Consider the following 26,173-nt stretch of genomic DNA (forward strand, 5'->3'; position numbering starts at 1 on the left):
TATATCATAAAATAACCCTTATAAAGTTTGTAGTGAGGACTTCAGTCCTCTCTGATTTGAAGAGGACTGAAGTCCTCACTACGAACCTGTTATAAAGTTTGTAGTGAGGAATGCGAGTCCTTTATGACTTGAATAGGACTGAAGTCCTCACTACGAACCTGTCAGGGCGATGCTTTTTCCGTCTTCCGACTGATGGCAATTTTTCCAGCTAGTTGAACAATAATAGCATGAACAAAATAGAGCGTCTCGCCACCCTCAACCGCATCCGCAAACTCAGCCGCCTGATGGATACCGCCATTGGTATCCCCGGCACTAAATTTCGCATTGGTTTAGATCCAATTATCGGTTTAGTTCCCGGTGCTGGGGATATAGTAGATACTGCGTTTTCCGCCTACCTAATTTATTTGGCTACTCAATTCAATATCCCCGGCAAAACCCTAGGCAAAATGATTTACAATATCGGTCTAGAAGCTGTTATTGGCTCAGTGCCTTTAGTCGGAGATATCTTTGATGCTTTTTATAAGTCAAATATGAGAAATTTGGCGCTTTTGGAATCGCATCTCGAAGCAGAGGAACCGGAATTAGCCGCTGTTGCAGAACCTATTCCTGAATCGATTAAACTCTAGGTTCGTAGTGAGGAATACGAGTCCTTAGGTTTTTAGAAGGACTGAAGTCCTCACTACGAACCGTTTTAAATATTATGGGAAAGCTCGCCCTTACAAAAATCAACAAAAGCATTAACATCTGCTTCTTTAGTATTAAAAGCCGTTACCAGTCTCACGCTAGATTTATCCCACCCATAAAACTGAAAACCCTGATTCAAAGCTGCTGCAATCAATGATTCGGGAAGCTGCACAAAAATCTCGTTAGCTTCGACAGGATGGCAAAAGTTGACTTTCTCAAATCCCGCCAAACCTTGGGCTAATTTAGCTGCCATCTTATTGGCGTGAGTCGCATTCTTTAGCCACAAATCATCCGTTATATATGCTTCCAACTGCGCAGACAAAAACCGCATCTTTGAGAACAGATGCCCGCTGCGCTTGCGGTAAAATGGGAAAGTCTTTGCTAATTCTTGATTAAAAAATACCACAGCTTCCGCAGCCATTGCGCCGTTTTTTGTCGCTCCAAACGAGAGAATATCCACACCTGCGCGCCAAGTAATCTCCGCAGGAGCACAGCCCAAACTCGCCACAGCATTAGCAAAGCGAGCTCCGTCCATGTGCAGGTGCAAATTATGGCTGCGCACAACCTCCGAAATCTGGGCAATTTCCGCTGGATTGTAGACTGTGCCGGCTTCTGTGGCTTGCGTGATGCTGACGGCGGCGGGCTGTACGTGGTGGACGACTCCTGCACCGGCGCGATCGACTATTTCACCTAAAGTCTCTGCCTTGACCTTACCATGACTTCCTGTTAATGTCACCAACTTTGCACCGCCCGTAAAAAACTCCGGCGCGCCGCATTCATCCAGATTAATGTGAGATTGAGCGTGACAGTAAACAGCCCCGTAAGGAGGAGTCATCACTGCTAGGGCTAAAGCGTTAGCAGCAGAACCGGTTGCTACCGGAAAAACTGTCACCGATGTCTCGAACAACTCGGAAAATTTAACTTGCAAACGCTGTGTATATTCATCGTCTCCATAGGACATAACTGCACCACAATTAGCGGCTGCAATCGCTGCCATAATTTCCGGCGAAACCCCGGTTGCATTGTCGCTACAAAAATTCATTTGAATAATCGGTAAACAGAATCTATAATATAACTCAACAGTCACAACTCAACCGTCAAACATTAAACTAAGAGGAACTATGGCAGAGTATCGCCAAATAGAATACCGCATCGGCAAAGACGGCAAAATTACCGAAACCGTCCTCAACGCCACAGGTTCGAGTTGTACCGAAACCACCGCCGGAATTGAAACAGCCCTCGGTAAAGTAGAATCTCAAGACTTGCTGCCAGAATACTACCAAGGCGAAGAAAATTTGACCGCCGAACAAACTCAGACTTTAAAACAAGTTTAGAAAAATTAACAATGTTCTATCTCCTCGGTGCAACAGTTGATATAACAACAGGGCCTGCTTTCGGTATCGCGCTAGCTGTCGGGGGCATTTTTCTAATTTTAGTCTATGCTTATGCTGCATCGGAGGCCGGAGATGCGATCGACTTTAAGTACGATACAGTCCTCCGGGAACGCATGAATCAGCTAGAGATTCTCGATTGGCAAGATTTAGGCGAAAAAGCCGGCTTAAGTCGGTTCGGGGTGCGCCTAGTGCGGCAGGGAGACGTGGGAAAACTCACGCTGAACCAACTGCGGCGGCTGGCAACTGTGCTAAATTTGAATTTCCAGGAATTCGATCGCACTTTAAGCGCACTGCCCGTATCGACTGGAATCACCACGTCTCCCAGCGAAATCGAAGAATTGAAACAGCAGTGTTTCCGGCTGCGCGAAGAATTGCAGCAGCAAAAAACTCAACTCACTGCCGATTTTCGGCGCGCCACCTTTGAACAGTTGCAAACTTTGTTAACCAACTATCCCGCCGCCCGCAAAATGGCCGAAGCCAAGCCGGATATGCCTGCAAAAAATCTCTCTGCTTTGTTTACTCCCTTAGAAAATCTCTTGTCTAGTTGGGATTTTGAAACAATCGGTTCGGCTTGGGAACAAGTGACTTACAATCCGCAGTTGCACCAGCCGGATGTTGAGGATATAGTAGAAGGAGAATTAGTCTATGTTAGATTTGTCGGGTATCGGAATCGAGAGGAAATTCTTACTCCTGCTAAAGTTAGTCGCACTCTTCCAGCGGGCATGAAAAAGTAAATCTAAAATCTCCCGAAGCATGAAATCTAAAATTCTCAATCTTCGCCAATAAATCTAAAATCTAAAATCTAAAATCGACATGGCTACAGTTGCAATTGACTTCGGTACCAGCAACACAGTTGTCTGCATTCTCAACCCGGACACGCAAACACCAGAAACTTTGAGGTTGGGCGAGATGTCCCGGATTTTTAAAACGAATAAATCGGGCGCAGATATTCGAGAAATACCTGTAGTGCCGACTTTAGTGTTTGTGAAAAATGCGAGGGAGTTGGTGTTGGGAGAAAAAGTGCGAGCGCAACGCTTAGGACAATCCCAGCCCGACCGTTTTTTCAAAGCTTTTAAACGCGATTTAGCCGCCGATTATCAGCCTCCAGCCAGGAATTTAGACGGCGAAACCTACACACCAGAATCAGTAGCAGAACAATTTATTAGAACTATATGGAAACAATTATATCACCAAAATATCCAACCAAACAAACTAATTTTTACAGTGCCAGTCGGAGCATTTGAGCGCTATCTGGATTGGTTTCGCGACTTGGCGGAAAACTTAGGAGTTGAGGAAGTTCAGCTAATCGATGAATCTACAGCCGCCGCCCTGGGATATGCCGTGAAACGCCCCGGTTCTTTAGTTTTAGTAGTCGATTTTGGCGGCGGTACTTTAGATTTAAGTTTGGTGCGCACAGCGCCTCCTTCCTCTGTCAAAAATAGCCAATCTCAGAGTCCGAATTTAATGCGCGGCGAAGTGTTAGCAAAATCCGATGCTTATGTCGGCGGCGAAGATATTGACATCTGGATTGTTGAAGATTATTTGCGGCAAATTGGTTCGTCGCGCGCAGAAGTTGGCGGCGTGGGCTGGCAAAATTTATTAGAAATAGCGGAAAAGTTAAAGATTCAAGTTTCTCAAGTTAATGAGGCGAAGGAAAGTTGGTTTGATGACGAAAATTTTATGTCTTACGACTTGCAGCTAAACCGAGATCAACTTGAGGAAATCCTGGAATCTCGGCAGTTGTTGGAACAGTTGCGGGAATCTTTAGATGAAGTGTTGAGCATTGCGCTGGGAAAAGGTATCAGTAAAGCAGATATCGAACAGGTTTTGCTGGTAGGAGGCACTTCTCTGATTCCGGCTGTATCTAATTTAGTTGTTTCCTATTTCGGGCGGCAAAAAGTTAAAACTGACAAGCCTTTTGAAGCAGTGGCGCACGGTGCTTTAGCCTTGACACAATTGGCGAGTGTTGACGATTATTTGCGCCACACCTATGCAATTCGCCTCTGGGAACCTTATGCTAAAGCTTATGCTTATTCGCCGATTTTTAGCAAAGAAATGAAGTATCCTTGTGAAAGTTCCGAAGAGTTGACGCTACAAGTGGCAATTGAAGGTCAAAGGGAAATTAGGTTAGATATTGGGGAAGTTGCGGAGGTGTCGCAGGCGGAGGTTGTTTTTAATGAAAAAGGGCAAATGACGAGCAGTTTGCTCAACAAACACAGCGATTTTCGCTCTTTGGAAAGCCACCACCAGCAGGTTTGTGTGGCGCATTTGAATCCGCCGGGGGTTTTGGGGATCGATCGGGTTTCGGTGAGTTTTGAGGTGGACCAGAGGCGGGTGTTGTTGGCTACGGTGCGGGATTTGGTGACTGGTAAGGTTTTGGTGGCTAAAGGGGCGATCGCCAAACTGCAATAATGATATAATTTTTACTAAGCTTTTTGACGAAGATCGGATTCGGCGATTGAAATCGCTGCTAGACAAACGAAGTCCGGATGGTGTGCGGACTGAATAAATTCGGCGATTGAAATCGCTGCTAGACAAACGAAGTCCGCCTCCGCGGACTGAAGAGTATCGATTTAAATCCAATTTATGCCACCATGAAGAAGCAACAAAATAAATTCAGCCACCTGACGGCAATCGAAAGAATTTATCTATCATTTCCGGCGAAAATTTTATTAGAGCAAAACTTGCTACAAGGAAAAATATTAGACTTTGGTTGTGGCTTTGGTAGCGATGTTAAACTATTACAGCAAAAAGGTTTTGACATTGCGGGCTACGACTCTTATTATTTTCCAGAATTCCCCGAACAGCAATTCGATACTATTATTTGCTTTTATGTTTTAAATGTCTTGTTTCCCGAAGAACAAGCGAATGTGCTGATGGAAGTTTCGCATTTGTTGAAACCTGGAGGTCAAGCGTATTTTGCAGTGAGAAGAGATATCAAGAAAGAAGGCTTTCGAGAACATTACGTCCACAAAAAACCTACCTACCAGTGCATTGTAAAACTTCCATTTAAGTCATTTCTGTTAAATGAGTCTTGCGAGATTTATGAGTACGTGCATTACAACTATCAAAGAAATTCTACAAATAACTGCATATTCTGCAATCCGCACCGCAAGCTAACTTTGCTCACGGAGTCAGCAACAGCCTATGCAATGTTTGACGGCTATCCCGCCAGCAAAGGTCATGTTTTAATTATCCCCAAGCGTCACACAGCCAATTATTTTGAATTGCCGTTTCGAGAGCAATCGGCTTGCTGGTTTATGGCGAATAAAGTACAAGAAATGTTAATTAAAGAGTTTCAGCCTGACGGTTTTAATGTCGGAATTAATATTGATAAACAGGCTGGTCAAAGTCGCAGTCACGCCGCTATTCATATTATCCCCCGCTACAAAGGCGATGCCGCTGCAAATAAAGGCGGTATTAGATATGTGATTCCTCAAGTTCAAAATAAAAGTTAGCAATTTGTAAAATACTTTTTTTACCGCAGAGGCGCAGAGTACGCGGAGGAATAGAGAAGAGAGGGATTGATAATTTTTTCAACGATTGTTATACAGGAATTAGGCGCTGCGAATAAAGAAACCGGGTTTTTATTAATTCTAGGGTTTGGACGAATGATTCTCGCAAAAAAACCCGGTTTCTCGATACCCGTGGTAATTTTTGTAAGTTTTTTTATATTTTAGCAAACGGTGAGCAAAATAGAGTTAAAATGTGTTTTCCAAGTCTCAAACTACACATTAGCAGTAATTTGGTGTTCTGTTTATGTCTAAGCGCAAAAAGCAAGAATGGCTCAAGGAAACTCTAGAGCTTAAAGAAGACCACAATTGGAAGTCAAAGCCCGGAACTCGCATCTTTGTCGCAGGAAGAGGTGCAGTCCGCTTTGATGTCCCTGAAGATTGGCATTTTGAACCGGATACAAAGTCGTTCCGGTTTACGGATAAGAAACCGCCGAATGATGATTGTTGTTTGGAGGTTTCGTTTAATTTGTTACCCCCAGGAAATTGGGGAGAATTTCCGCTGGTGCCGCTATTACAGAAGATTGTTGAAGATGATACCAGAAATCCGATCGCTCCTGGGGAAATCATTCAATTAAAGCGGCAAACTGCTCGGGTTGTTTGGACTGAATTTAAGTTTATTGACCCTCCAGAACAGCGGGAAGCTTATTCGCGGATTTGTATCGGGCTGGGTTCTAATGTTCAGTGTTTGATTACTTTTGATTATTGGGTTGATGATGCTGAACGTTTGACTCCTGTCTGGGATACGGTGATGGACTCGCTGGTTTTGGGTTTGTTTATTAGCGACCCTCGGACGGGTTTCGCACGTCCAGATTAGGTTTGGGGAAATTTTCAATAAGTAGTTTTCCTGAGTGTTGAATTGGCAAGCCACCGTCGAGTAAATTTAGAACCTGCATTAAACTTTACAACTGTTTTGTCATGTAAATATCGGGCTTGCCAATTCTGTTCGGGTGGGGCGTCACTCTAGGCTAATTTTGCCATAAATATCGGATTTGGCGATCTGTACGGGCGATCGCTCTTTTGCGGGGATAATTTGCGATCGCTAGTTTGCTAGATTTAAGTCGATCGGCTAATCCCGAAAATTCTATCCTCATTCAATACCTTGTAGATTATACTGGTGCTTGTGAAACAATTTTACTTGAGGTAGCTTGTGACGCTAGATTTGCTAACTGAAATCTACAGTTCCTTTGAACCATTTCAGCCTCCGTCGAAAGAGGCTTATGTCGATTGTCAGGAAGTCCGTGGTGGTTGGGAAGTAGTACGGGAGTTAGGCCGAAAAATTACGCGATCGAAGAAACCGACTTGCCAGCTTTACTCCGGACACCGAGGAGTGGGAAAATCCACAGAACTTCTGCGGTTGAAAGAATACCTGGAACAACAGAAGTATTTTGTGGTTTACTTTGCAGCAGATGATGAGGACATTGAACCACAGGATGCTGAATATGCTGACATATTGTTTGCTTGCACTCGGCATTTAGTAGAAGCAATAAAGCTACAAAACCATAACCCTTTACTAGATTGGCTGAAAAATCGAGGTCAATCTCTCAGAGATTTGGCACTGACAGAAGTATCATTTGAAGGTTTAAATTTAGAGGGACAAGTTGCCCAGTTTGCCAAAATTACGGCCAATTTACGAGCAAATCCAGATAAGCGGCGCGAACTGCGACAAAAAATTAATGCTAATACTCCGTCTTTGGTAGAAGCGCTGAATGATTTCATCAAAGAAGCTGAAAAATCTCTACCTACAGACTGTCGTGGCATTGTGATGATTGCCGATAATTTGGATAGAATCGCAGAAACTAAAGAGGAAGGAACTCCCAGCAATTATGACGAGATTTACTTAAATCGGAGTGAAATTCTGCGGGGGTTGGCGTGTCATGTAATTTATACTGTTCCGATCGCAATGGTATATTCGGGACGGGCGACACAGCTTGAAGATAACTACGAAAAAACCAATATTTTACCGATGGTGATGGTGAAAAATCCCGACGGTACAGTCAACTCAAATGGACTGGGTAAATTGCGGGAAATTATCTGTCGGCGGCTTGAGGCGATCGACTCCAGACTGACTCAAACTATGGATGGTAGTGTGGCAGGTTTAGATTTTCCCGCTGTGTTCGATGGTTCGGATACATTGAACCATCTTTGCATCATGAGTGGCGGCCACGCTAGGAATTTGATGCAGATGATCCGAATCGCTGTCAACTGGACTGACGAATTACCAATTAGCGCTGAAGCAGTTCAAAGAGCAATTGCAGAAACGCGAGAAACCTATCTCAATGCCATTCAAGAACATCAGTGGGAAATTTTGGCTGATGTTTATTGTACAAAGCAGGCAAACAATAACGAACAGTTTCTGCGCCTGTTGCTCACCCGCTGTTTGTTAGAATATCGTTATTATGATAAGGGCAAGCTCAAACGCTGGTACAACGTCCATCCTCTGATTGAAGAAATCGAGCAGTTTCAAGCTACAGTTGCCAAAATTCGGCAATCATCATGATGAGTCAACCTTCTACTCAAGCACTCGACACTAGCCCAGAGGGAGTCTATCGGGCTTTATTGCGATGCCTAAAACGAACTAAAGGCTTCGGTATTGTGTTCGTGCAATGCTCTCCGGCAGAAGGTACTGAGTTAATTTATAGGGTGCAAGAAGATTTATCTGATAAAAAAATTGCAGTTCTAAAATTGACAGAACCAATTGATAATCTGTATGACATTGTTGCAAATCGGGACGATCGCAACGACTTAAATATTCTCTTCATTCAAGGAGTAGAAAAGTCACTGGAACCTTATATCAAACCGGGATATGGTGGTGATGGTGATTATTATAATTTAGATACGGTACCTCCGATTCTCAGTCACCTCAATCAACGAAGGGAAAATTTTCGCGATCGCTTGAGTAACATTTGCTTTGTTTTTATCCTTCCACTTTTTGCTATTAAATATATCATGCGTCGTGCTCCTGATTTTTTTGATTGGGGTTCTGGCGTGTTTGACTTGTCTACTGATAGCTCAAGCAAATTTATAAGCATAAATATGATAGAAAAGATAGCAAATGACAGCTTTAATGAATGTAATTTTTATGTAAATAATAATATGTGTGGTGATAATTCTCAGGTAGTGATGACAATGCCGACAAAAGAGTATCAAGAAAATATGATTAAACTCCCTAGAAATGAACTAATTGGTTATTATGATGAAATAAAATTAAAGCAATATGAACTTTGGATAAAACTAGGAAACTTACTTCAAGAAATAAGCCGTTACGAAGAAGCTATACAAAGATATGACAAAGCTATTAAACTCAAGCCTGATTCATGCGAAGCGTGGAATTTTCGCGGTATTGCTCTACTGCAACTAGGGCGCTATGAAGAGTCTATTGTCAGTTTTGATAAGGCATTAGAAATAAAGCCAGATTATCAAGTCGCTAAAACTAACCGAGATATTGCATTAAAAGAATTGAATTAGGATAACTTTGGCGCTCCAACTATCCTTCTCCCCAAAATTTCAACCTAAATATCGCACAAGTGCCCTACAATAATCCCACCATCCGGCATCAACCCACCTGCTAACGCCATGCTTTGCGATTACCTAGTACAAATCCTCACCGCCCGCGTCTACGATGTTGCTCAAGAATCCCCCCTAGAAGTCGCACCCAATCTATCAGAGCGGCTCAACAATAAACTGCTGCTGAAACGAGAGGATATGCAGTCTGTCTTTTCCTTCAAACTGCGGGGCGCATACAACAAAATGGCGCAAATGTCGCCGGATTTGCTAGCGCAAGGCGCGATCGCAGCTTCTGCCGGCAATCACGCCCAAGGAGTCGCCCTCGCTGCGCGCCACCTGGGAACTCGCGCGATTATCGTCATGCCCGTAACGACGCCGCAGGTCAAGGTAAATGCGGTGATAGCCCGTGGTGGAGAGGTGGTTTTGCATGGGGATACCTACGATGATGCCTACACCTTTGCGCGCCAATTAGAGGCGGAAAAAGGGATGACTTTTATTCATCCTTTTGACGATCCCCACGTGATTGCGGGACAGGGTACGATCGGCATGGAAATCCTCCGGCAACATCAAAAACCGATTCACGCGATTTTTGTAGCAATTGGTGGCGGCGGATTGATTTCGGGAATTGCAGCTTACGTCAAGCGGTTGCGCCCGGAAATTAAGATTATCGGTGTGGAACCGATCGATTCCGATGCGATGAATCAATCGCTGAAAGCAGGTAAACGAGTGCGTTTGTCCCAGGTGGGTTTGTTTGCTGACGGCGTTGCGGTGCGGGAAGTTGGGGAGGAAACTTTTCGGCTGTGTCAAGAGTATGTGGATGAGATTATTTTGGTGGATACGGATGATGTTTGTGCGGCGATTAAGGATGTTTTTGAGGATACGCGATCGATCTTAGAACCGGCTGGCGCTTTGGCGATCGCAGGTGCGAAAGCTTATGTGGAACGGGAACAAGTCGCAGGAGAAACATTAATTGCGGTTGCTTGTGGCGCGAACATGAATTTCGATCGCCTGCGTTTTGTAGCAGAAAGAGCGGAGTTTGGGGAACGTCGGGAAGCAATTTTTGCAGTCACAATTCCCGAACAACCGGGAAGTCTCCGCAGGTTTTGTGAATGTTTGGGTAAGCGCAATTTGACGGAATTTAGCTATCGAATTGCAGATGAAACAGCAGCACATATTTTTATCGGCGTGCAAATTCAAAACCGCGCTGATGCGGTTAAAATAGCGGCAAGTTTTGAAGATTGTGGCTTTAAAACTTTGGATTTAACTGATGATGAATTAACGAAATTGCACTTGCGGCATATGGTTGGTGGCCGTTCTATGCTAGCAAATCACGAACTGTTTTATCGCTTTGAATTTCCCGAACGTCCGGGTGCGTTGATGAAGTTTGTGGGTTCGATGAGTCCTAATTGGAATATCAGCGTTTTTCACTATCGGAATAATGGGGCTGATTACGGGCGAATTGTGGTGGGAATTCAAGTACCGCCGGATGAGATGCAGGAATGGCAGGCTTTTTTGGATACTTTGGGCTATCAGTATGGGGATGAGAGTCAGAATCCGGCGTATAAGCTGTTTTTGGCGTAGGTTTTGGGGTGGGTTTTTGGGGAAAGGGCGATCGCACGTTTGTGAATTTTTCATAGATCTAAATTCTAGGCGATCGCAAATTCCTGATTTTTTCAATGCTGAGTCCGGTTGTTTGGCTGATGGTTTCGTCATCTAGGCGATCGAGTAACTGTCGTGCGATTCCCAGTTTTGATTCTTTAACTGCTTTGAGTAAAGCTCCTTGTTGGTCGTAAATAAACATTTCTTGTTGTTCGAGTTCTTCCAGTTCGTCAGGGTTTAAATTAACTTGATTTGCTATATCAAAGGCTTGATGAATCTCTGGAACAATATCCATTGTTTGTGGAACTTGTGTCAGCGTATTAGCATATTTCATGAAATAAATCCATTTATCGGCTAGGGTTTCTAGCTGTGATAATTCTTTGGTGAATTTCGGGAGTTCTATAAACACTAATTCCAGGTCATTATCGGGATATTTAAGATTAGTAGTTGTTTCTTTGTAAACAAATCTAGAAATTAGCCGACCGCTATTTTCAAACATCTCGAAATCAGTCAGTGTCAGTGCAATCACGGGTTGCAGCATTCGGTAGCCTTGTCCTTTCTGCAATTGAGAGGCATAGGTTTTTGCAGCGTTGTACAAAACTCTCTTACCGAAAGACTCTACATTTAATACTTGCATCTCAATAATGACTAGAGTTCCATCTGCGAGTCGGGCTTTGACATCTAAGTAAGTATCTTTTAATCCTGTGATTTTTGGTGGTAAGTTAGGATTAATAATTTCTAAGTCTTGAATAGTAGGATTACCATCATAAATCATGGCGTTGAGAAAGCTGATGAGTATGCCTTTGCTATTTAAGGAACCAAAGATTTTTTTGAAGGCGTAATCGGTTTTGGGGTTAATGAATGTCATAATTTAAATCCTGTGCAATAACAGCTACAGTTTAAGCGATTTCTTGACGTACCATCTCAGCTAGACTATCCCACTGAGCATCTGTTGTAGCTTCAAATTGAGCCTTCCATGCTCGCTCATCTTCTAATTCGGTGAGGCTACGAGTGGCGATCGCATCTTGCTCATCTGCTGATAAAGTTTTCAATTGGGCGATCCTCTTCGAGGGCTTCGCTAACGCACGTTCGAGCAATTCAGTCATAGTCGCCGTTTTGTATAAGAGATATTGCTAATTATAGCTTGCCCAGTTGTCAGGTTTTGGTATTTCGGGCGATCGCCCTTCGGGATAGCTTCGCTCGCGCGCACTTAGTTTTTGTTCGTAAGGGCGATCGCGGTCTCAATCCCTACTTCGCTGCAAATAAATTATTATTAGTTACGAATCTTGATAAAGCCTGTGCATTGAGGCTCTTTGCCTGGATACTCAATACACCCTTTAGTCTCTGTGTCTGTGAAAAACATATCGGTAAAATGTGCATCTTTGATACCATCATTCATGATCTTTAGTGACTCATATCTTTTCCCAGCTTTATCCTCAAAGTAGATAGTTGATCCTATCAATTGCGGTGCTTTGATCCAACTAGCCTTACATCTAGCAGAGTATCTCATCTCCAATCTGAAGTTCTTGAATTCCTCACCCAGCTCTGGGAAACTAGCAACTGTTGACGTAATTGTATCTACTCCTTTATCGCAGCCAGCATCCTTGGGGTCTCTACCTGTACAAGTATCTGCATAGCAAGCTAGACCAGTTTGAGTTTGGGATTTTTGCAGATTGGTGTTATAGTCATATCCTAAGAGTACGAACAGCATGGCAGCAATTGCCAAAAGAATCCACAGGACTCGGTTAATAATTTGGACGAACAGATGTGGTGGGAGATATTTAAAAAACTGTTCTTGAGTTTTTTCTAGTCCATTGGTGAACTTGAGGACAAGTAGCAAAGCCGCAATGAGCGCGACTACGATAAACGCAATCAATGTTATGGGGTTAGTCACTGAAGTAATTGCCTTGAGGAAAGGAACTAAGTCCATATTATTTAAAAGTAATTATCAGGTTTGAATCTGGTGATGATTCAAAATAAATTAAGGTAAGGGAGTGCTACCAGGGGCATCGCCAAAAACCCAAGCAGCAGGTATATACCGTGTGTTATCTAGAAAACCATAGCTCCTTAGTCCTGGAACATCAACCAAATACCATCTAGCATCATAACTACGTAATCCTAAACCTTGTACTTTTTCTCCGTATGTCCAGCCAATACAATGAAGCCTCATACCCTTGGGAAAAATGTCACCCGATCGATCCTCATTCCTTGTCCGAGTTGAGAGGCGAGCATCTATTCCATTATCACTTGCAACAGTGACCCAAAAGTCTGCCTTCTGATATTGACCAACACACTCTATATCATTGCAAGAAGCTTGAGCCAAAGATGGTGATGCAGTCAGAGAGATGTCATATATAACAATTAATCCTGTAAAAGCACTAGCTGCAAATCCTAACGCTAAAAATTTTCGCGTTCTCATATAATTTGAATTAATTGGCTTGACCCATCGATCTCTTTATATAGGTTAGATCGCTCTCGTCAAACTGAACAGCAGCAAAAGTTGGAAAAAGTTGGATCTTCCGAAAATTGGGGCGCGAGGGAAAAAAGTTGCAAAAAGGTGGTAAAAGTTGGTTATAGTAACTACAGCCATCTCACCAGCCCAGCTATGGACATTCCTCAAACAGTCCAATTTGTCGATGAAGCTGTCTGCACCAAGACAGGCAAACGTCTAAATGACTTGCAGCGCAGAATTATCGCGGGAATACTGAACCGTCAAAAGTATGCTGATGTTGCAGAAACCTATGGTTATAGCGACAAGCACGTTAAAAAAGTCAGTCACGAGCTTTTGCAAATGTTATCTGATATCTTTGGCGAACAAGTTAAGAAAAGTAATCTTGAATCTGTTTTAGAACGGCAAATAAATCTAAATATAACTTTTGGTGATGACAACAAAATTAATAAAAATCTTATTGGTATTGGCTGCATAAACAATAATCCCGCTCCCTCTACTCCTACCCCAGAGAAAAGTCAGCCCGAAACACCTGAGTTTCATGGCAATAATCAAGCTAATATTGAAAAAATTGGTAAATTACGGCAGTTTGGCTTGAGCGACGAGCAAATTGCAGAGGTACTAGAACTACCTTTGGATGTGGTTAAGCACGTGGATTTCGAGGAGTAAGTCTGCGCTACTTGCGACTTTTACTAAAGTGAAGCTAAAAAAAGGAGATACTTCAAGCGTTGTACATAATTCCCAGAAACCGGGTTTCTTCCGAGATATTTCGCCACCCAACCCAAATTTCGTGAGAAACCCGGTTTCTTAGCCTTTGCCTACTTCTCAGAAACCGAATTGGAGAATCAATTGAAAATCAAAATTATCATCTACGAAGCAGAAGAAGGCGGATATTGGGCAGAAGTTCCTGCTATTCCTGGCTGTGCAACACAGGGAGATACCTTCGAGGAATTGCTCCAAAATCTCTATGAAGCAATCGAAGGCTGCCAAGCGTGTAGATATTGAATCTATCGAGACAAATGAGCGAGACAAAATTATGGAGATTGCGATATGAATTCCATGTCTGGCAAAGAGTTAGCGAAGCTGCTAGAACGTAATGACTGGATATTATTAAATAAATTATTATTTCAAACCGATATTGGCCGACTTCTCAACGGTACAAGAATTTCGTGTAAAACACTAGGCTTTGCGCTCAGATACACTTCACAACAGTTAGCCTCATTATATCCGACAACAATTGCCCCGATCGCACTACCGATTTCAGGATACATCTCTTGACTCATCTCTCCCTCATCCAAAAAGTCAGGAATCTTAATCAAGCCTTTCACCGCATTTTCACCAAGATCGACAAACACTCCAAAAGGAGCATGATATTCAACTTTCCCCAGCACAAACTGCCACAATTTATACTTTTTTTTGGTTTGCTGCCAGTTTTGACTATCCATAATATTCAGTCTCGTTTTAGAACTCGTGGAAATTGATTTAGTATCGCAAACAAGCGTTGAGGCACAACTATCTCAATTCGCTCGTAACCGTCTTTCTCATCATAGCGATATTCCAGCGACTTGAAATACTGCTCGTAAATTGACTTATCAATTGAAACCTCCAGTATCCCTTCTTTATAGCTTAGATTATACTCTTCGGCAATATTGCGATCGTTGGGCCCAGCAAAATAGCAATTTCCATCCAAATAAGGAGGATTATAGGGAAAATCTAGCGAAAAGCTGGAGGCGAACCAACCGCCTGCCAAATACTATCAGCTATAACTAATCCAGGAAAAGATAGATTAGAAGACTCTTCAATCAACTCGCTGTAAGTTCTAAACTCGTCCACTTCCAAACCAACCAAAGCATACCGAAAAGTTGGAGCCGATCGCAGATGCTGATAGATCAAAATACCCAATTCGGTCATCAGATAAGCAGTTTCCGGTGTATTGATGCCAATTTCACTGATATTGCTGGGACAAACTCGGCACCACCAATTATCCTCGATATCCTGAAAAACTCCGGTGCGACATTGGGATTGGCTACCGTTTGATAGCATCCAGGAAACATTATCGAAATATTGGGAAAAATCCTCTGCAATAGTTTGTTATGCACCGCATTCAGCAGATAAACTAAACATCCATGCCATTGCTATTTCCTCTTTGACTGTTTGGGATTATCTCACCATTTTTCAATCTTTCTGAGTATTTGCCAGCGCTGCTTTATACTTCATTGATATTACTCCCGATTAATCCGAATCAGATCGGTCAAAATATTATCCAAACTGCCATTAACTTGAATCCGATCGATCTTCTCAGCAATCCGTTCCAAAACCTCCAACTCCTTCAACCGCAAAGCAACCGGATTATCCTCCATCACCTTCGCCGTATTCAACATACTCCGAGTAGCAGCCGTTTCTTCCCTCCGCCTGACTACATTTGCTTGTGCCGATTTTTCCGCCTCCACAACCTTGCTCAAAATACTCTTAATCTCGCCCGGTAAAATGATATCTTTTACACCTACAGAATCGACCTCAATGCCATAATCTGCGGTTTTGGCGCGAATATATTCAGAGATAGTGCGATCGATCGCGCCTTTAGCCTCCAACAGCGCATCCAGAGTCTGTTCGCCCACCGCACCGCGCAACGCAAACTGCAACTCCTTGTACAAAAATCCCGCAATATCCGACAAACCGTTTTTTGCCCGCAACGGATCTTGAATGCGGAAACCAGCAGTCAAATTCAAGCGCAAAGGCACTTTATCCTTCGACAGAATATCTTGACCGGATACTTCGATATTTTGCAAGCGCAAATCAATTGCTTCCGTTTGAAAAGAACGTCCAAACTTCCACCAAGCGTGAGTTCCAGGTTCCAGTTGCGATTGAAATTCTTGGTTGATGTACAACAGTCCGACGTGCTGCGGCGGAACTTCGCAAATGTGCAAATAGCTGTGACTTAGCAACAATACTTCTGGCGTACCCGACACTAATTCAGCTACTAAATTAGGCGGGAACTTAGCATCAGTGCTGATGTCGATAACTTCTACTTCCACACCCTGCCAAAATAGATGGCGGCTGGTAGGTGGCAAAATTGCGATCGCCCTTTGTCGATGCCGCACAATTGCCACACGTTCATTAGCTAATTGTACTACTTCGCAATAGGCCGCAATAAAATCAGGATGCTGTTCAATTAGTACATCTTCTAGGGGAAAACTAGGATTAGGTACAATCCGGCTGAGGTTTTTAACAGCAACTTTCCGATTGACAGACCAAAAAGCATATTCCCCCGGTTCGAGAGGTCGGATAAAGTTAGTTTGCACGTAAAGCAAACCAATTTCATATTCGGAAACTTGGAATTTATTCAGTCCATTTAAAGCAATCGAGCGCACTTTTTGGACGAATTCAGCTTATTATGTATTCCTGGACGCATTAAGACTCCTAGAAACCGGGTTTTTTACCTAATCTTTGGGTGAAAACCAATAATTTTCGTAAAAAACCCGGTTTCTGACCACTGCGTAAGTCGTAATTACTGACAAATCATTAGCATAGAAAGAGGATTTTTTGTCTGTGGATGTATCGTCTCGTCGAATTCAACTACCCTCCAGCCAGATTTTGACACTTGTTGAAACCACGAACTAACTGTGCGAAAATACCACGGCATCGGCGCTTTAAAATCTCCGCCCAAATTGTCGAAAGTCTCGGTTTTCCATCCATCAACATAGGGCTGTTGCTGACACGCTGTGAATGGATGAACTGTCTGGATGAACAGATGTCCGTCTGAGACTGTGGCTTGGCGCAACGATCGCAATAAATCTCCAATTTCCTCACCGAGTAGCGAAAAATTGCAGACAATCCCATCGTAGGATTGACCGAGTATCAGAGGATCGGCAATAATTTCATCGTAGCCGATCGCCCGAAAACAACCGTCGCTTTTCTCGATCGCGCGATCGATTAAACCACCGATCGCATCTACTCCAACCACTTCTACACCTTGCTTTCCTAACGCCCGCGCCAGCCAACCTTCACCGCATCCGACATCCAACACTCGCCGAAGCTGATAGCGCACAACTGCTTGGACGATCGCCTCATCGGTTGCTGCGCGGCGGCTGGCGATCTGGTTTTGGTCGATCGCCCGCGTCCACGCCTCAGCATTTACTTCCCAACTTTGTCGAATTTGTTGCTCTCGATCGGATTGGATCGTCATTATTTTAGTTTATTGATATCATGTCTGCACGTGCGAAGTGCGATCGATCGGGTTCGTAGTGCGGACTTTAGTCCGCATCTTTTTGCGGACTAAAGTCCGCACTACGAACCATTTTTGTTATGGTAATCGACCGGATATGTAAAGAAGCTGCCGCCCGTTTAATTTGTCAGCTACTGTTTGCTTAAACTGCTGTGGCGCGGGCACGATCGCCCGCGCTCTAGCTTCAATTTAAATACCCAATAGCTTACAACGCAAGTCAAGCGCGATCGCTAAACCCATCTACCCACTACAACCCTCACCGTTCCATCCGCCAAAGTTTCCTCTTGTTCAACATTAAAACCCTCAGACTGCACCGCCGCCATCAAACTTTTGTGCGCGTATTTCTGACTAATTGAATTAACAAAATCCTGCTGGTTAATGCGAGCGCCCCAAAAATCCGCCACCAATTCGTAATCCTCTCCGCTGCTGCGAAAACCCAAATCGTAACCGTTGGATTGCCGAATCACGTACTCAGCATTAGTTTTGTCGCCGCGATAACCCCGCACCTGCACATTGCACTCTACTTGATAACCCAACTCTTCCAACACTTGATGCAGCAGTTCGCCGTTTTTGATCTGAACCTTGATCGTTGTGAAGTGTGACATATCACTTTCGGATTTTTGTGTGAAACGCTGATTTGATTATAATAACATAAATAGCAACACTCAATAAGTTAGGACTTACCCTATTTAACCCGATATTTACGAAATATTGCGGGTTTTGCAGGTGGCGCCCGCACTTAAACCCGGTTTCTGGCAGCTTGGTACCCAGCGTCATGCCCTTGCCAAAATTTAAGTTTTAAATCGATCTACCAATTGTCAACTTTCGTGTCTCGCCAGTTAATTACTAATTCCCCAAATCTTCAATTCTTCAAATCTTCAATTCTTCGATCTAAAATGGTATGATTTCCGATAATTATAACCAACCCAGAGAATATGATGCCGTCCTCGGCGGCCAAAGTCAAATCCCGATCGCCGCCGCCGTTTTGGGAGGCATCGCCGGAGTCAAGCAGCGCTTGCACAGTCCTAGTATCGAGCCGCGCATGGCCGCCGTTAAAGATGCTCCTAAATACGGAGACGCCGGTTTGAATTTAGCAATTGAAGCGTTGCTTGACCCCGCACCAGAAGTGCAGCGAGTTGCTTATTCAGTTTTGCGACAAAGGACAGAACCTTTTGTCCGCCAAGCTTTAACAGAATTCGTGCCTTACCAGTTGTTTGACTGCATCCGCACTGTGAAAACTGGGACAAATGTAGCGATTAGTCCCGGAGGATCTCGCACGGCGAGTTTGCACGGCAAAATAATTAGAATTTGCGATTTAGAGACAGGAGAAATACTCTATACTGTTGACAAGTATCCCCGCGCTCAAGAAACTTTTGTTCTTTGCCAAGAAACCGAAGTTTTTGTCAGGAGCAGAAATACTCCGAAACACCGCGCGATCGAAATTTGGCAGGAAGGAGAATTGCGGCATACTTCCCTCGGACACGAAGGGGAAATTACTGCAATTGTCATCAGTCCCGACAGTCGAGTTATCGCCACCGGTTCGGCAGATACTACAATCAAAATTTGGAATTTAGAGACGGGAAAGTTAATCTGTACTTTTGGCAATCTTTTAACTTGGGGAGCGCACAAAGGAGGAATTGCCAGTCTTGCTTTTAGCCCGATCGCACCAACTCTCGCTAGCAGCAGTTCTGATGGTACCATTAAACTCTGGAACCTCGGCAGCCGAGAATGCTCCCAAACAATTAAAGGTTATGCGAATTGTCTAGCTTTCAGTCGAGACGGGCAGACTTTGGCTGCTGGCGGCTGGGACAGAAACATTCAACTGCGCCAGCTATCGCACCCGGATAGTCCAATAACTTTAGCAGGACATTTTAACTCGATAAATGCGATCGTCTTTAGTCCCGACGGGCGCACTGTTGTCAGTGCTAGCGCCGATGGTAATCTCAAATTATGGAATGCCAGTACCGGCGAACATATTCACACTCTCTCCGGACATCAAAACTCTGTTACTTGTCTTGCTTTTAGCAGCGATGGCGAAACTATTATCAGCGGCAGTTTAGACAAAACTATCAAATCTTGGGGAATTAATTGAAGGCAGAAGGAATAAGAAATAAGGCAGAAGTCAGAAGGAAGGGTAATATCAAATCCGCCCTTCATCGTCCTGTACTCATCTCTCTTATCTCCCTCTGTGTTCTCTGTGTTCTCTGCGGTTAAATAATTCCGATGCAACCGGAAATGATATAACATCTCTGGGGAGAGAGACTAAAAACCGTTTTTTACTCTCCCCAGAGCGTCCCCGCACAGCAAAGCTGATATACATATAGTGAGTGTCCCCGCACAGCAAAGCTGATATATATAGCGACTGTCCCGCACACCAAAGCAGCGTGTAAAAGCAAAACACAGATGCGGCTCTTGGAAAAACCAAGAGGAAATAACGAAGAGGGAAGGGGCAAGTGCAATGCGAGAACTTCCTAACCGTCGGGCGCGGTGGTTATATTTCAAAATTCGCGATTTCCGATTCCTGGGTGCGTAAATATACGCAAGCAAATATAATAACTTTATAATTATAGGTCTTGTGCAAGCCGAGGATTGCGAAACTTCTTTTTGCACTACTACACATACTTAGGGTAAGAGTATCGATTCGCAACCATGATTCAGCTTGTTGTCAATTTCTGAATAGTCGCCACACAAGCTGGCAAGCCGCTATTTATGAATCCTTTACACTAGCTTGAAATTATCGAATTTTCCTCGGATGAGTATCGTAACGAACTGTAATATTTGATTTAAAAAGTTTATGCTTAAAAGATAGGCAGGGGTTAAATATACAGTGCTTCCCTGAGTAACCATGTCACACTGCAACCAATCCATCTATGCTTCCTGCAATGCCGCAGAAATCTGCGGCACTGCTGCCAGTTGGCAACAAAGAGCCGATCGACTAACGGTAGAATTAAGCAACACGCGCGATCGGCTGCACGCAGAAATCGATCGGCTGAAACAAGACAACGAAACCCTGCACGCCGCCGTCAGTTGTGCTCCAATTTTTCTGTGGGTAACAGACAAAGACGGCAGGTTAACCCTTGCAGCAGGCAAAGGATTGGAAAATTTGGGGATCGAACCGGGTGAGGCTGTGGGGCAGTCGATTTTTGCAGTTTACAGCCAGCCAGATATCATAGAAAATATTGCCCTGGTACTAGCAGGAAACGATCGCATTTGGAATGCCCGACAGGGGGATTTTATTCACGAAATTCGATCGACACCGCTGCGAGATGCCAACGGCGAAGTTGTCGGAGCTGTCGGTATTTCTACTGACATTACCGAGTCCGAAAAGTCGATCGCAACTCTCTCTCTTTCAAATCAAGAATTAGAAGACAAACTTACTCTGCAAACGGCAGCCTGGAATGCAGCACTTGCCGAAAGCGAAAAAAAGTACCGCAACCTCGTAGAAACGTCGCAAGAGTTGATTTGGTCGATCGATATTCAAGGCATCTTGACTTTTGTCAATTCCGCCGCCAAACGGATCTACGGTTACGAACCGCCAGAAATGATCGGGCGCCGCTTCAGCGAGTTTTTGTTGCCCCAACAAAAAAACAGACAAAGAGAAATATTTGCGCAACTTTTATCTAGAACCAGCATTCAGCCACAAACCCCTAATTCTCCTTACGAAATAGTACACATCCGCAAAGACGGTACTCCCGTCCACCTGCTCGTCAACAGCATCGTCAACCAAGCTGAAAACGGCGCTATTTTAGGCGTCAGCGGAACGGCGACAGATATTAGCGATCGCAAGCGATCTGAACAAGCACTCCAAGAAGCTACAGATCAACTTCGCGCCGTCTTGGATGCCGTGCCCGGACTGATTTCTTGGGTAAGTTCAGATTTGCGGTATATTGGAGTCAACCAGCACCTAGCAACCTCGTTCAAACGGTCTCCTGAAAGCTTTGTCGGTCAAGAAATCAACTTTCTCGACAAAGGCTCCACTTTTGGACAACTGATCCGAAACTTTTTTCACAGTTCATCTCAGCAAACTTGGCAAGAAATAGACATAGAAATTAACGGCTTTCTCCGCAATTATTTGATAGTAGCTCAGAAATATCATCAAGGAACCGCAGCAGTTTCGGTAGGAATAGACATTACCGAACGCAAGCGCGCCGAAGCTCAAAAAACCCAATTAATCGCTTCTTTGCAAGAGTCTGAATGCAAATTCCGCAGCCTTTACGAAGCCACCAGCGACGCAGTAATGCTGATCGAAGAACAAAAATTTTTTGACTGCAACCTCGCCACCTTAGCAATCTTTGGTTGCAGCAATCAAGAACAGTTTTACGGCAAGAAACCGAGCGAATTTTCCCCGCCATTTCAGCCTAGCGGACAAGACTCATGCAGTCTAGCAACACAGAGAATATCCACAGCAATGCAAACAGGTAGCTGTCGCTTTGACTGGGTGCACAAACGGCTAGACGGTTCAGAATTTCCCGCAGAAGTGCTGTTAAATGCAATGGAAATTAACGGTCGAAAAATACTTCAAGCAGTAGTGCGGGACATTACAGATCGCAAGCGCGACGAAGATCGCATCAAAGCATCCCTCGCAGAAAAAGAAGTCCTCCTCAAAGAAATTCACCACCGCGTCAAAAACAACCTTCAAGTTATTTCTAGTTTGCTCAAACTTCAGTCCCGCTACATCCAAGACAGCCGCGTTAGTGAAATGTTAAAAGAAAGTCAAAACCGAGTCAGATCGATGGCGCTGGTTCACGAACAATTGTATCAATCCAAAGACTTGTCAAACATTGACTTTGCTGAATATATCCAAAATCTTGCCCACAATTTATTCCAAGCTTATGAAATTGATACAGAAGGCGTCAAGTTGCAAACAAATATTGCGCCGTGTTCTCTGAATATTGATACGGCAGTTCCTTGCGGATTGATTATCAACGAGTTGGTGACAAACTCCCTAAAGTATGCTTTTAAAGGACAAACTCAAGGTACAATTAAAATAGATTTCACTTTAGATAATAACAGGGTTTGCGTGCTAGCCGTGAGCGACAGCGGAATTGGTTTTCCTCAATACTTAGATTATCGAAGTGCCCGAACATTGGGTTTGCGGCTGGTCGGGTCTTTAGTTAAGCAAATTAGGGGAAAAATAGAACTATTAGAAACGGCAGGCACGACTTTTCAAATAACCTTTTCCAAGCCAATTAGCACTGTGAGGAGACAACTTAATGTCACATAAAAAAATTCTGATAGTTGAAGACGAAAGCATCATTGCCGAAGATATTTCCGACAGTTTGATATCTCGAGGATATAGAATAACAGGTATTGTCTATTCCGGAGAAGAAGCGATTGAATCTGTAGCAGAATTACGACCAGATTTAGTTTTGATGGATGTTAACCTGCAAGGAGAAATTGACGGCGTTACAGCAGCAGAAGAAATTAGAGCGCGCTTTCAAATACCAGTAGTTTATCTAACAGCTTATGCTGACGAAAATACTTTGCGGCGCGTCAATGCAACCAAACCCTTCGGCTATATTGTCAAACCCTTTGAAGACAAAAACTTGCACACAACTATTCAATTAGCTCTCCACCGACATCAGTACGATAGCTTGACAAACTTGCCAAATCGTTGGCTGTTGCGAGAGCAGCTAAATCAGGTATTAGACAAGCAAAAAGCATTGCCAGCAATGATTCCTGTTGTCACTCTCAGTTTAGATAGAATTAACCGGATTAACTGTACCTTGGGACACGAGATCGGCGACTCGGTACTTTGCCAAGTTGCCGAGCGGTTGAGTAACTGCACGGAGAACATTAATAGTGTGGCTCGTTTGGAAGCTGCGGAATTTGCAATTGTTCTCGAACCAGTTGCCAAAAAACAAGATGCTGCCAAGATTGCTCAAAACATTTTAGATATTCTAGCCCAAGCTATGATTGTCAAAGGAACGGAACTTTACGTCACGGCAAGTATCGGCATTTCTTTATCTCCGGGCGACGGCAGCGATGGAGACGAACTGCTTAAAAATGCTTATACCGCTATGTACAATTCTCAGCAACAAGGTGGCAATAAGTATCAGTTTTATACGGCAAAAGCCGCGAGGATTTCCCTCAAAAGATTCACTCAAGAAACTTGCCTCCGCAATGCTTTAAAACGCTCGGAGTTTGAAGTTTACTATGAGCCGCAAATAGAAATTAAAACTGGGAAAATTATTGGTGCTGAAGCTTTGGTGCGCTGGAACCATCCAAAAAGGGGCAGAGTTTCCCCGGCAGAATTTATTCCCATGGCTGAAGAGATGGGCTTGATTGCACCGCTGGGCGAATGGGTGTTAGAGACTGCTTGCAGGCAAACTAAAGCTTGGCAAATAGAGGGTTTGCCTCCGCTGCGGGTAGCTGTCAACGTATCAGCCCGCCAGTTTGATCGCAAAAATTTGACGGAGACAGTCAGCCAGATATTGAGAGAAACTAATCTCGATCCTAAATGTCTGGAATTAGAATTGACAGAAAGTCTGATTTTGCAAGATGAAACGGCAGCGGCTAAAGCTTTTACGGTGTGGAGAGATCTGGGGATTAGGATAGCAATTGATGATTTTGGAACGGGATATTCTTCTTTGAGTTATCCGAAACGCTTACCGTTTGATGCGATCAAAATTGACAAGAGTTTTATTCGCGATATTGCCGACGATCGCCAAAATGCTGCGATTACAATAGCGATTATTCAAATGGCGCACTCCATGAATATGACTGTGATTGCTGAGGGGGTAGAAAATCAGCGGGAACTTTCTTTTTTGTGCGCACACGATTGCGACGAAATTCAAGGTTATTTTTTCAGTCAGGCTTTGCCAAAGGCTGAGTTTGAAGTGCTGCTCAAAAGCGATAAGTGCTGGGAGTTATGCTGAAGGAAGAAGGAATAAAAGCGAGGGTTTCAGCGTTTGGTAATTGGGAAAAAGACAATTGGTAATTGGGAAAAAGGTAATTGGGAAAAAGGTAATTGGGAAAAAGGTAATTGGGAAAAAGGTAATTGGGAAAAAGGTAATGAGAAACCCGGTTTCTTGCTATATTTCTCATGACTCAACAAAAAAAATCGTAGAAACCGGGTTTCTCACCCCCATACCTGGGCCCTGAACCTGAATTCTTACCTCAGCCTGCACGATTCTCTCATTGCTTTTCAAGATATCTCATTACAATCAATTCCATTGTGCCAGTTGCGGGTGCCGAATGTGGGTTACAATTTTTGGGGAAGATGGGACGCTGGTTTTTACTCCCGAATCTGGTCAATTAATTCAGGGAGAAAACAGGCAGGCGATCGCAGTGGGAACGTGACGCGGTTTGTTTGCTAAAGATACAGATATGGTGTTAGAATATTTGTTAAATGTACGCCTTTGTCTGTAAAAAATACCAGCATTTTGTACGCTTTGAAAGTTGTGAATGTAGCGGGGCTATCGAGTGATATCGAGGAAAATGTCGCACTTAGCAATTCGTAAAAAACTAGCGAAAAATATTAAGATATTGGAACAATTTAGGTAAAAATTTGGCTCAGCAAATCCGCAATCTGCCGATCGATGTTGGTTTGGTGAAAACGCTGACTCGCTATCTCACGTGCAGATTTGGCGATCGCGATCGTATACTCAGGTTGGTTGTGACAGGTATTAATAACTTCTGCGAGTTGTTGCGGCTTGCCGGGAGGAACCAAAAAGCCATCGATCCCAGGCTCTATTAATTCAATAGCACCTCCAGATTCAGCAGCAACTATAGGTTTACCACACAGCATAGCCTCGACAATAACTCTGCCAAAAGGTTCGGGTGCGATCGAGGTATGTGCAACTAGATCGCAAATTGCCATTAACTGCGGAACATCCGAACGAAATCCTAAAAACTTCACTCGATCTTCAAGTCCTAATTCTGCGACTTGTTTGTGTAATTGCTGCACATAATCCTGCTCGCCAAAGAGCGCATCACCCACTAAAATAGCTGTGACATTTTTCGGACAGTAGGTAAGTGCTTCAATTAAAATATGTTGACCTTTCCAAGGTGACAATCGACTGAAATGACCTACTATAAATTGCCCATCAAGTTCTAGTTGTGTTTTGAGTTCGCTAATATTAGAGCGATCGCTCTGATAGACTTCTGGATCGAAGCCATTGTAGACGACATCGATGATGTCCGATCGCCCTCCTGCTGCTAAGAAAGCAGCCTGACTGGCTTTGGAGTTAGCAATAACTAATGATGCAAAGCGATTAGCCAAAGTTACGGCTACTTTTAAGTTAGTTGGACTGAAATGGTCTGTAGATAAAATGTCATGCAAATGATACACTAGAGGGCGACGACTCAAAAAGCTAGCTAATGCACCAACAACAAGAGCTTTTTGCGTGTTGGCGTAAATCGAATCGTATTGACGAGCTTTTTGCACAACTTTAGCAATCAAAGGCAGTAGCGCGGTGACACTACTTAAACTTTGTATCAAGCTGCTTTCTTTACGAACTTTTATTGATTCAGTGGCTAACACTTCAACAGGAATTTGCTGTTGCTCTAGTAATTGCCTAAAAGAACCATCTACAAATAAGCCAACTAGACAGCTATCTCGATAGGGTTTGGCAATATCTATGAGGCAAAGTTCTGCGCCACCGGGCTTTCCGCTCTGGTCTAGAAATAGTATTTTCATCGGTTTTTTACCTAAGTTTTTTTCATATATTCTACAGGACTTACAGCATATTCCAGGTTGATGAAGTAGGGACACTCCAAGAGCCTATTGGTGTCAACTGAAGGTAAAACCGATAGTCCGGCAGGGGTTTAAACCCCTGCCGATGGAGCGAAAGTCCTCGCT

27 protein-coding genes are annotated in these 26,173 nt (G+C 43.7%); 15 read left to right on the forward strand and 12 right to left on the reverse strand.

Annotated elements, in window-relative coordinates; all coding sequences use genetic code 11:
- Nucleotides 1-227 precede the first annotated feature (227 nt).
- Nucleotides 228-626: a DUF4112 domain-containing protein gene (locus QUB64_RS18230; RefSeq protein ID WP_333273473.1), complete on the forward strand. Its 399-nt coding sequence runs from the start codon at nucleotides 228-230 to the stop codon at nucleotides 624-626.
- Between the two features lie 65 nt (nucleotides 627-691).
- On the opposite strand, the gene QUB64_RS18235 is transcribed toward QUB64_RS18230, so the two are convergent.
- Nucleotides 692-1,726 carry a threonine aldolase family protein gene (locus QUB64_RS18235; RefSeq protein ID WP_333273471.1) on the reverse strand — a complete coding sequence of 345 codons (1,035 nt, stop codon included), beginning with the start codon at nucleotides 1,724-1,726 and terminating at the stop codon, nucleotides 692-694.
- Nucleotides 1,727-1,805: 79 nt separating this feature from the next.
- On the opposite strand from QUB64_RS18235, the gene QUB64_RS18240 reads away from it, so the two are divergent.
- The 5 genes from QUB64_RS18240 to QUB64_RS18260 all read left to right on the forward strand — a co-directional run bounded on the left by QUB64_RS18240 (nucleotide 1,806) and on the right by QUB64_RS18260 (nucleotide 6,407).
- The gene (locus QUB64_RS18240; RefSeq protein ID WP_333273468.1) at nucleotides 1,806-2,018 is read left to right on the forward strand and encodes a DUF2997 domain-containing protein; all 213 of its coding nucleotides are present in this window, start codon (nucleotides 1,806-1,808) and stop codon (nucleotides 2,016-2,018) included.
- Between the two features lie 11 nt (nucleotides 2,019-2,029).
- Nucleotides 2,030-2,812 carry a nucleotide exchange factor GrpE gene (locus QUB64_RS18245; protein WP_333273466.1) on the forward strand — a complete coding sequence of 261 codons (783 nt, stop codon included), beginning with the start codon at nucleotides 2,030-2,032 and terminating at the stop codon, nucleotides 2,810-2,812.
- 79 nt (nucleotides 2,813-2,891) lie between these two features.
- Nucleotides 2,892-4,490, forward strand: coding sequence for an Hsp70 family protein (locus QUB64_RS18250; RefSeq protein WP_333273463.1), 1,599 nt, complete (start codon nucleotides 2,892-2,894; stop codon nucleotides 4,488-4,490).
- A gap of 182 nt (nucleotides 4,491-4,672) precedes the next feature.
- On the forward strand, nucleotides 4,673-5,536 hold the full coding sequence (locus QUB64_RS18255) for an HIT domain-containing protein (RefSeq protein ID WP_333273460.1): 864 nt from the start codon (nucleotides 4,673-4,675) through the stop codon (nucleotides 5,534-5,536).
- A 301-nt stretch (nucleotides 5,537-5,837) separates the two neighbouring features.
- Complete coding sequence (locus QUB64_RS18260) at nucleotides 5,838-6,407, forward strand: hypothetical protein (protein ID WP_333273457.1); 570 nt, start codon at nucleotides 5,838-5,840, stop codon at nucleotides 6,405-6,407.
- 151 nt (nucleotides 6,408-6,558) lie between these two features.
- Here QUB64_RS18260 and QUB64_RS18265 read toward each other — a convergent pair whose 3' ends face one another.
- On the reverse strand, nucleotides 6,559-6,684 hold the full coding sequence (locus QUB64_RS18265) for a hypothetical protein (protein WP_333273454.1): 126 nt from the start codon (nucleotides 6,682-6,684) through the stop codon (nucleotides 6,559-6,561).
- Nucleotides 6,685-6,740: 56 nt separating this feature from the next.
- Here QUB64_RS18265 and QUB64_RS18270 point away from each other — a divergent pair, with 56 nt between their 5' ends.
- The 3 genes from QUB64_RS18270 (at nucleotide 6,741) to ilvA (ending at nucleotide 10,678) form a co-directional block, all read left to right on the forward strand.
- On the forward strand, nucleotides 6,741-8,090 hold the full coding sequence (locus QUB64_RS18270) for an ATP-binding protein (RefSeq protein ID WP_333273451.1): 1,350 nt from the start codon (nucleotides 6,741-6,743) through the stop codon (nucleotides 8,088-8,090).
- Nucleotides 8,087-9,058, forward strand: a complete 972-nt coding sequence (locus QUB64_RS18275) for a tetratricopeptide repeat protein (RefSeq protein WP_333273449.1) — start codon at nucleotides 8,087-8,089, stop codon at nucleotides 9,056-9,058. The genes QUB64_RS18270 and QUB64_RS18275 overlap by 4 nt, the downstream gene beginning before the upstream one ends.
- Nucleotides 9,059-9,166: 108 nt before the next feature.
- On the forward strand, nucleotides 9,167-10,678 hold the full coding sequence (gene ilvA, locus QUB64_RS18280) for a threonine ammonia-lyase, biosynthetic (RefSeq protein WP_333273446.1): 1,512 nt from the start codon (nucleotides 9,167-9,169) through the stop codon (nucleotides 10,676-10,678).
- A 58-nt stretch (nucleotides 10,679-10,736) separates the two neighbouring features.
- On the opposite strand, the gene QUB64_RS18285 is transcribed toward ilvA, so the two are convergent.
- The 4 genes from QUB64_RS18285 to QUB64_RS18300 all read right to left on the reverse strand — a co-directional run bounded on the left by QUB64_RS18285 (nucleotide 10,737) and on the right by QUB64_RS18300 (nucleotide 13,115).
- Nucleotides 10,737-11,564, reverse strand: a complete 828-nt coding sequence (locus QUB64_RS18285; protein WP_333273443.1) for an Rpn family recombination-promoting nuclease/putative transposase — start codon at nucleotides 11,562-11,564, stop codon at nucleotides 10,737-10,739.
- A 31-nt stretch (nucleotides 11,565-11,595) separates the two neighbouring features.
- Entirely contained in the window at nucleotides 11,596-11,802 is a 207-nt protein-coding gene (locus tag QUB64_RS18290) for a hypothetical protein (RefSeq protein WP_333273440.1), read from the reverse strand.
- Between the two features lie 167 nt (nucleotides 11,803-11,969).
- Entirely contained in the window at nucleotides 11,970-12,626 is a 657-nt protein-coding gene (locus QUB64_RS18295; protein ID WP_333273437.1) for a DUF2690 domain-containing protein, read from the reverse strand.
- Between the two features lie 51 nt (nucleotides 12,627-12,677).
- The gene (locus QUB64_RS18300) at nucleotides 12,678-13,115 is read right to left on the reverse strand and encodes a hypothetical protein (protein ID WP_333273431.1); all 438 of its coding nucleotides are present in this window, start codon (nucleotides 13,113-13,115) and stop codon (nucleotides 12,678-12,680) included.
- Between the two features lie 138 nt (nucleotides 13,116-13,253).
- Here QUB64_RS18300 and QUB64_RS18305 point away from each other — a divergent pair, with 138 nt between their 5' ends.
- Both QUB64_RS18305 and QUB64_RS18310 read left to right on the forward strand, forming a co-directional pair.
- Nucleotides 13,254-13,814, forward strand: coding sequence for a hypothetical protein (locus tag QUB64_RS18305; protein WP_333273428.1), 561 nt, complete (start codon nucleotides 13,254-13,256; stop codon nucleotides 13,812-13,814).
- Nucleotides 13,815-13,982: 168 nt separating this feature from the next.
- On the forward strand, nucleotides 13,983-14,150 hold the full coding sequence (locus QUB64_RS18310; RefSeq protein WP_442921672.1) for a type II toxin-antitoxin system HicB family antitoxin: 168 nt from the start codon (nucleotides 13,983-13,985) through the stop codon (nucleotides 14,148-14,150).
- Between the two features lie 122 nt (nucleotides 14,151-14,272).
- On the opposite strand, the gene QUB64_RS18315 is transcribed toward QUB64_RS18310, so the two are convergent.
- The 5 genes from QUB64_RS18315 to QUB64_RS18335 all read right to left on the reverse strand — a co-directional run bounded on the left by QUB64_RS18315 (nucleotide 14,273) and on the right by QUB64_RS18335 (nucleotide 17,975).
- Nucleotides 14,273-14,590 (reverse strand): RNA-binding protein, encoded by a 318-nt coding sequence (locus tag QUB64_RS18315; protein ID WP_333273425.1) that lies wholly within the window; start codon nucleotides 14,588-14,590, stop codon nucleotides 14,273-14,275.
- Between the two features lie 268 nt (nucleotides 14,591-14,858).
- Nucleotides 14,859-15,188 carry a hypothetical protein gene (locus QUB64_RS18320; RefSeq protein WP_333273421.1) on the reverse strand — a complete coding sequence of 110 codons (330 nt, stop codon included), beginning with the start codon at nucleotides 15,186-15,188 and terminating at the stop codon, nucleotides 14,859-14,861.
- Nucleotides 15,189-15,367: 179 nt separating this feature from the next.
- The gene (locus QUB64_RS18325; protein WP_333273418.1) at nucleotides 15,368-16,516 is read right to left on the reverse strand and encodes a slipin family protein; all 1,149 of its coding nucleotides are present in this window, start codon (nucleotides 16,514-16,516) and stop codon (nucleotides 15,368-15,370) included.
- Between the two features lie 137 nt (nucleotides 16,517-16,653).
- Nucleotides 16,654-17,331: a class I SAM-dependent methyltransferase gene (locus tag QUB64_RS18330; protein WP_333273414.1), complete on the reverse strand. Its 678-nt coding sequence runs from the start codon at nucleotides 17,329-17,331 to the stop codon at nucleotides 16,654-16,656.
- A 269-nt stretch (nucleotides 17,332-17,600) separates the two neighbouring features.
- Nucleotides 17,601-17,975, reverse strand: a complete 375-nt coding sequence (locus QUB64_RS18335) for a DUF1257 domain-containing protein (protein WP_333273411.1) — start codon at nucleotides 17,973-17,975, stop codon at nucleotides 17,601-17,603.
- A 296-nt stretch (nucleotides 17,976-18,271) separates the two neighbouring features.
- Here QUB64_RS18335 and QUB64_RS18340 point away from each other — a divergent pair, with 296 nt between their 5' ends.
- The 4 genes from QUB64_RS18340 to QUB64_RS18355 all read left to right on the forward strand — a co-directional run bounded on the left by QUB64_RS18340 (nucleotide 18,272) and on the right by QUB64_RS18355 (nucleotide 24,419).
- Entirely contained in the window at nucleotides 18,272-19,462 is a 1,191-nt protein-coding gene (locus tag QUB64_RS18340) for a WD40 repeat domain-containing protein (protein ID WP_333273408.1), read from the forward strand.
- A gap of 753 nt (nucleotides 19,463-20,215) precedes the next feature.
- Nucleotides 20,216-22,594, forward strand: a complete 2,379-nt coding sequence (locus tag QUB64_RS18345) for a PAS domain S-box protein (protein ID WP_333273405.1) — start codon at nucleotides 20,216-20,218, stop codon at nucleotides 22,592-22,594.
- Nucleotides 22,584-24,248: a putative bifunctional diguanylate cyclase/phosphodiesterase gene (locus QUB64_RS18350; RefSeq protein ID WP_333273402.1), complete on the forward strand. Its 1,665-nt coding sequence runs from the start codon at nucleotides 22,584-22,586 to the stop codon at nucleotides 24,246-24,248. The genes QUB64_RS18345 and QUB64_RS18350 overlap by 11 nt, the downstream gene beginning before the upstream one ends.
- A gap of 33 nt (nucleotides 24,249-24,281) precedes the next feature.
- A complete protein-coding gene (locus QUB64_RS18355; RefSeq protein ID WP_333273399.1) occupies nucleotides 24,282-24,419 on the forward strand; it encodes a hypothetical protein in 138 nt (45 codons plus the stop codon).
- A gap of 449 nt (nucleotides 24,420-24,868) precedes the next feature.
- On the opposite strand, the gene QUB64_RS18360 is transcribed toward QUB64_RS18355, so the two are convergent.
- Nucleotides 24,869-26,011, reverse strand: coding sequence for a glycosyltransferase family 4 protein (locus tag QUB64_RS18360; RefSeq protein ID WP_333273396.1), 1,143 nt, complete (start codon nucleotides 26,009-26,011; stop codon nucleotides 24,869-24,871).
- Nucleotides 26,012-26,173: the final 162 nt, after the last annotated feature.

Origin of the sequence: Microcoleus sp. Aus8_D2 (assembly GCF_036702665.1) — a bacterium.
Classification (GTDB): Bacteria; Cyanobacteriota; Cyanobacteriia; order Cyanobacteriales; family Microcoleaceae; genus Microcoleus.

Coding starts and splice junctions, on each gene's coding strand:
- QUB64_RS18230 (WP_333273473.1), top strand. CDS start 228: ATGAACAAAATAGAGCGTCTCGCCACCCTCAACCGCATCCGCAAACTC.
- QUB64_RS18235 (WP_333273471.1), bottom strand. CDS start 1,726: ATGAATTTTTGTAGCGACAATGCAACCGGGGTTTCGCCGGAAATTATG.
- QUB64_RS18240 (WP_333273468.1), top strand. CDS start 1,806: ATGGCAGAGTATCGCCAAATAGAATACCGCATCGGCAAAGACGGCAAA.
- QUB64_RS18245 (WP_333273466.1), top strand. CDS start 2,030: ATGTTCTATCTCCTCGGTGCAACAGTTGATATAACAACAGGGCCTGCT.
- QUB64_RS18250 (WP_333273463.1), top strand. CDS start 2,892: ATGGCTACAGTTGCAATTGACTTCGGTACCAGCAACACAGTTGTCTGC.
- QUB64_RS18255 (WP_333273460.1), top strand. CDS start 4,673: ATGAAGAAGCAACAAAATAAATTCAGCCACCTGACGGCAATCGAAAGA.
- QUB64_RS18260 (WP_333273457.1), top strand. CDS start 5,838: ATGTCTAAGCGCAAAAAGCAAGAATGGCTCAAGGAAACTCTAGAGCTT.
- QUB64_RS18265 (WP_333273454.1), bottom strand. CDS start 6,684: ATGAGGATAGAATTTTCGGGATTAGCCGATCGACTTAAATCTAGCAAA.
- QUB64_RS18275 (WP_333273449.1), top strand. CDS start 8,087: ATGATGAGTCAACCTTCTACTCAAGCACTCGACACTAGCCCAGAGGGA.
- ilvA (WP_333273446.1), top strand. CDS start 9,167: ATGCTTTGCGATTACCTAGTACAAATCCTCACCGCCCGCGTCTACGAT.
- QUB64_RS18285 (WP_333273443.1), bottom strand. CDS start 11,564: ATGACATTCATTAACCCCAAAACCGATTACGCCTTCAAAAAAATCTTT.
- QUB64_RS18290 (WP_333273440.1), bottom strand. CDS start 11,802: ATGACTGAATTGCTCGAACGTGCGTTAGCGAAGCCCTCGAAGAGGATC.
- QUB64_RS18295 (WP_333273437.1), bottom strand. CDS start 12,626: ATGGACTTAGTTCCTTTCCTCAAGGCAATTACTTCAGTGACTAACCCC.
- QUB64_RS18300 (WP_333273431.1), bottom strand. CDS start 13,115: ATGAGAACGCGAAAATTTTTAGCGTTAGGATTTGCAGCTAGTGCTTTT.
- QUB64_RS18315 (WP_333273425.1), bottom strand. CDS start 14,590: ATGGATAGTCAAAACTGGCAGCAAACCAAAAAAAAGTATAAATTGTGG.
- QUB64_RS18320 (WP_333273421.1), bottom strand. CDS start 15,188: ATGCTATCAAACGGTAGCCAATCCCAATGTCGCACCGGAGTTTTTCAG.
- QUB64_RS18330 (WP_333273414.1), bottom strand. CDS start 17,331: ATGACGATCCAATCCGATCGAGAGCAACAAATTCGACAAAGTTGGGAA.
- QUB64_RS18335 (WP_333273411.1), bottom strand. CDS start 17,975: ATGTCACACTTCACAACGATCAAGGTTCAGATCAAAAACGGCGAACTG.
- QUB64_RS18340 (WP_333273408.1), top strand. CDS start 18,272: ATGATTTCCGATAATTATAACCAACCCAGAGAATATGATGCCGTCCTC.
- QUB64_RS18345 (WP_333273405.1), top strand. CDS start 20,216: ATGTCACACTGCAACCAATCCATCTATGCTTCCTGCAATGCCGCAGAA.
- QUB64_RS18350 (WP_333273402.1), top strand. CDS start 22,584: ATGTCACATAAAAAAATTCTGATAGTTGAAGACGAAAGCATCATTGCC.
- QUB64_RS18360 (WP_333273396.1), bottom strand. CDS start 26,011: ATGAAAATACTATTTCTAGACCAGAGCGGAAAGCCCGGTGGCGCAGAA.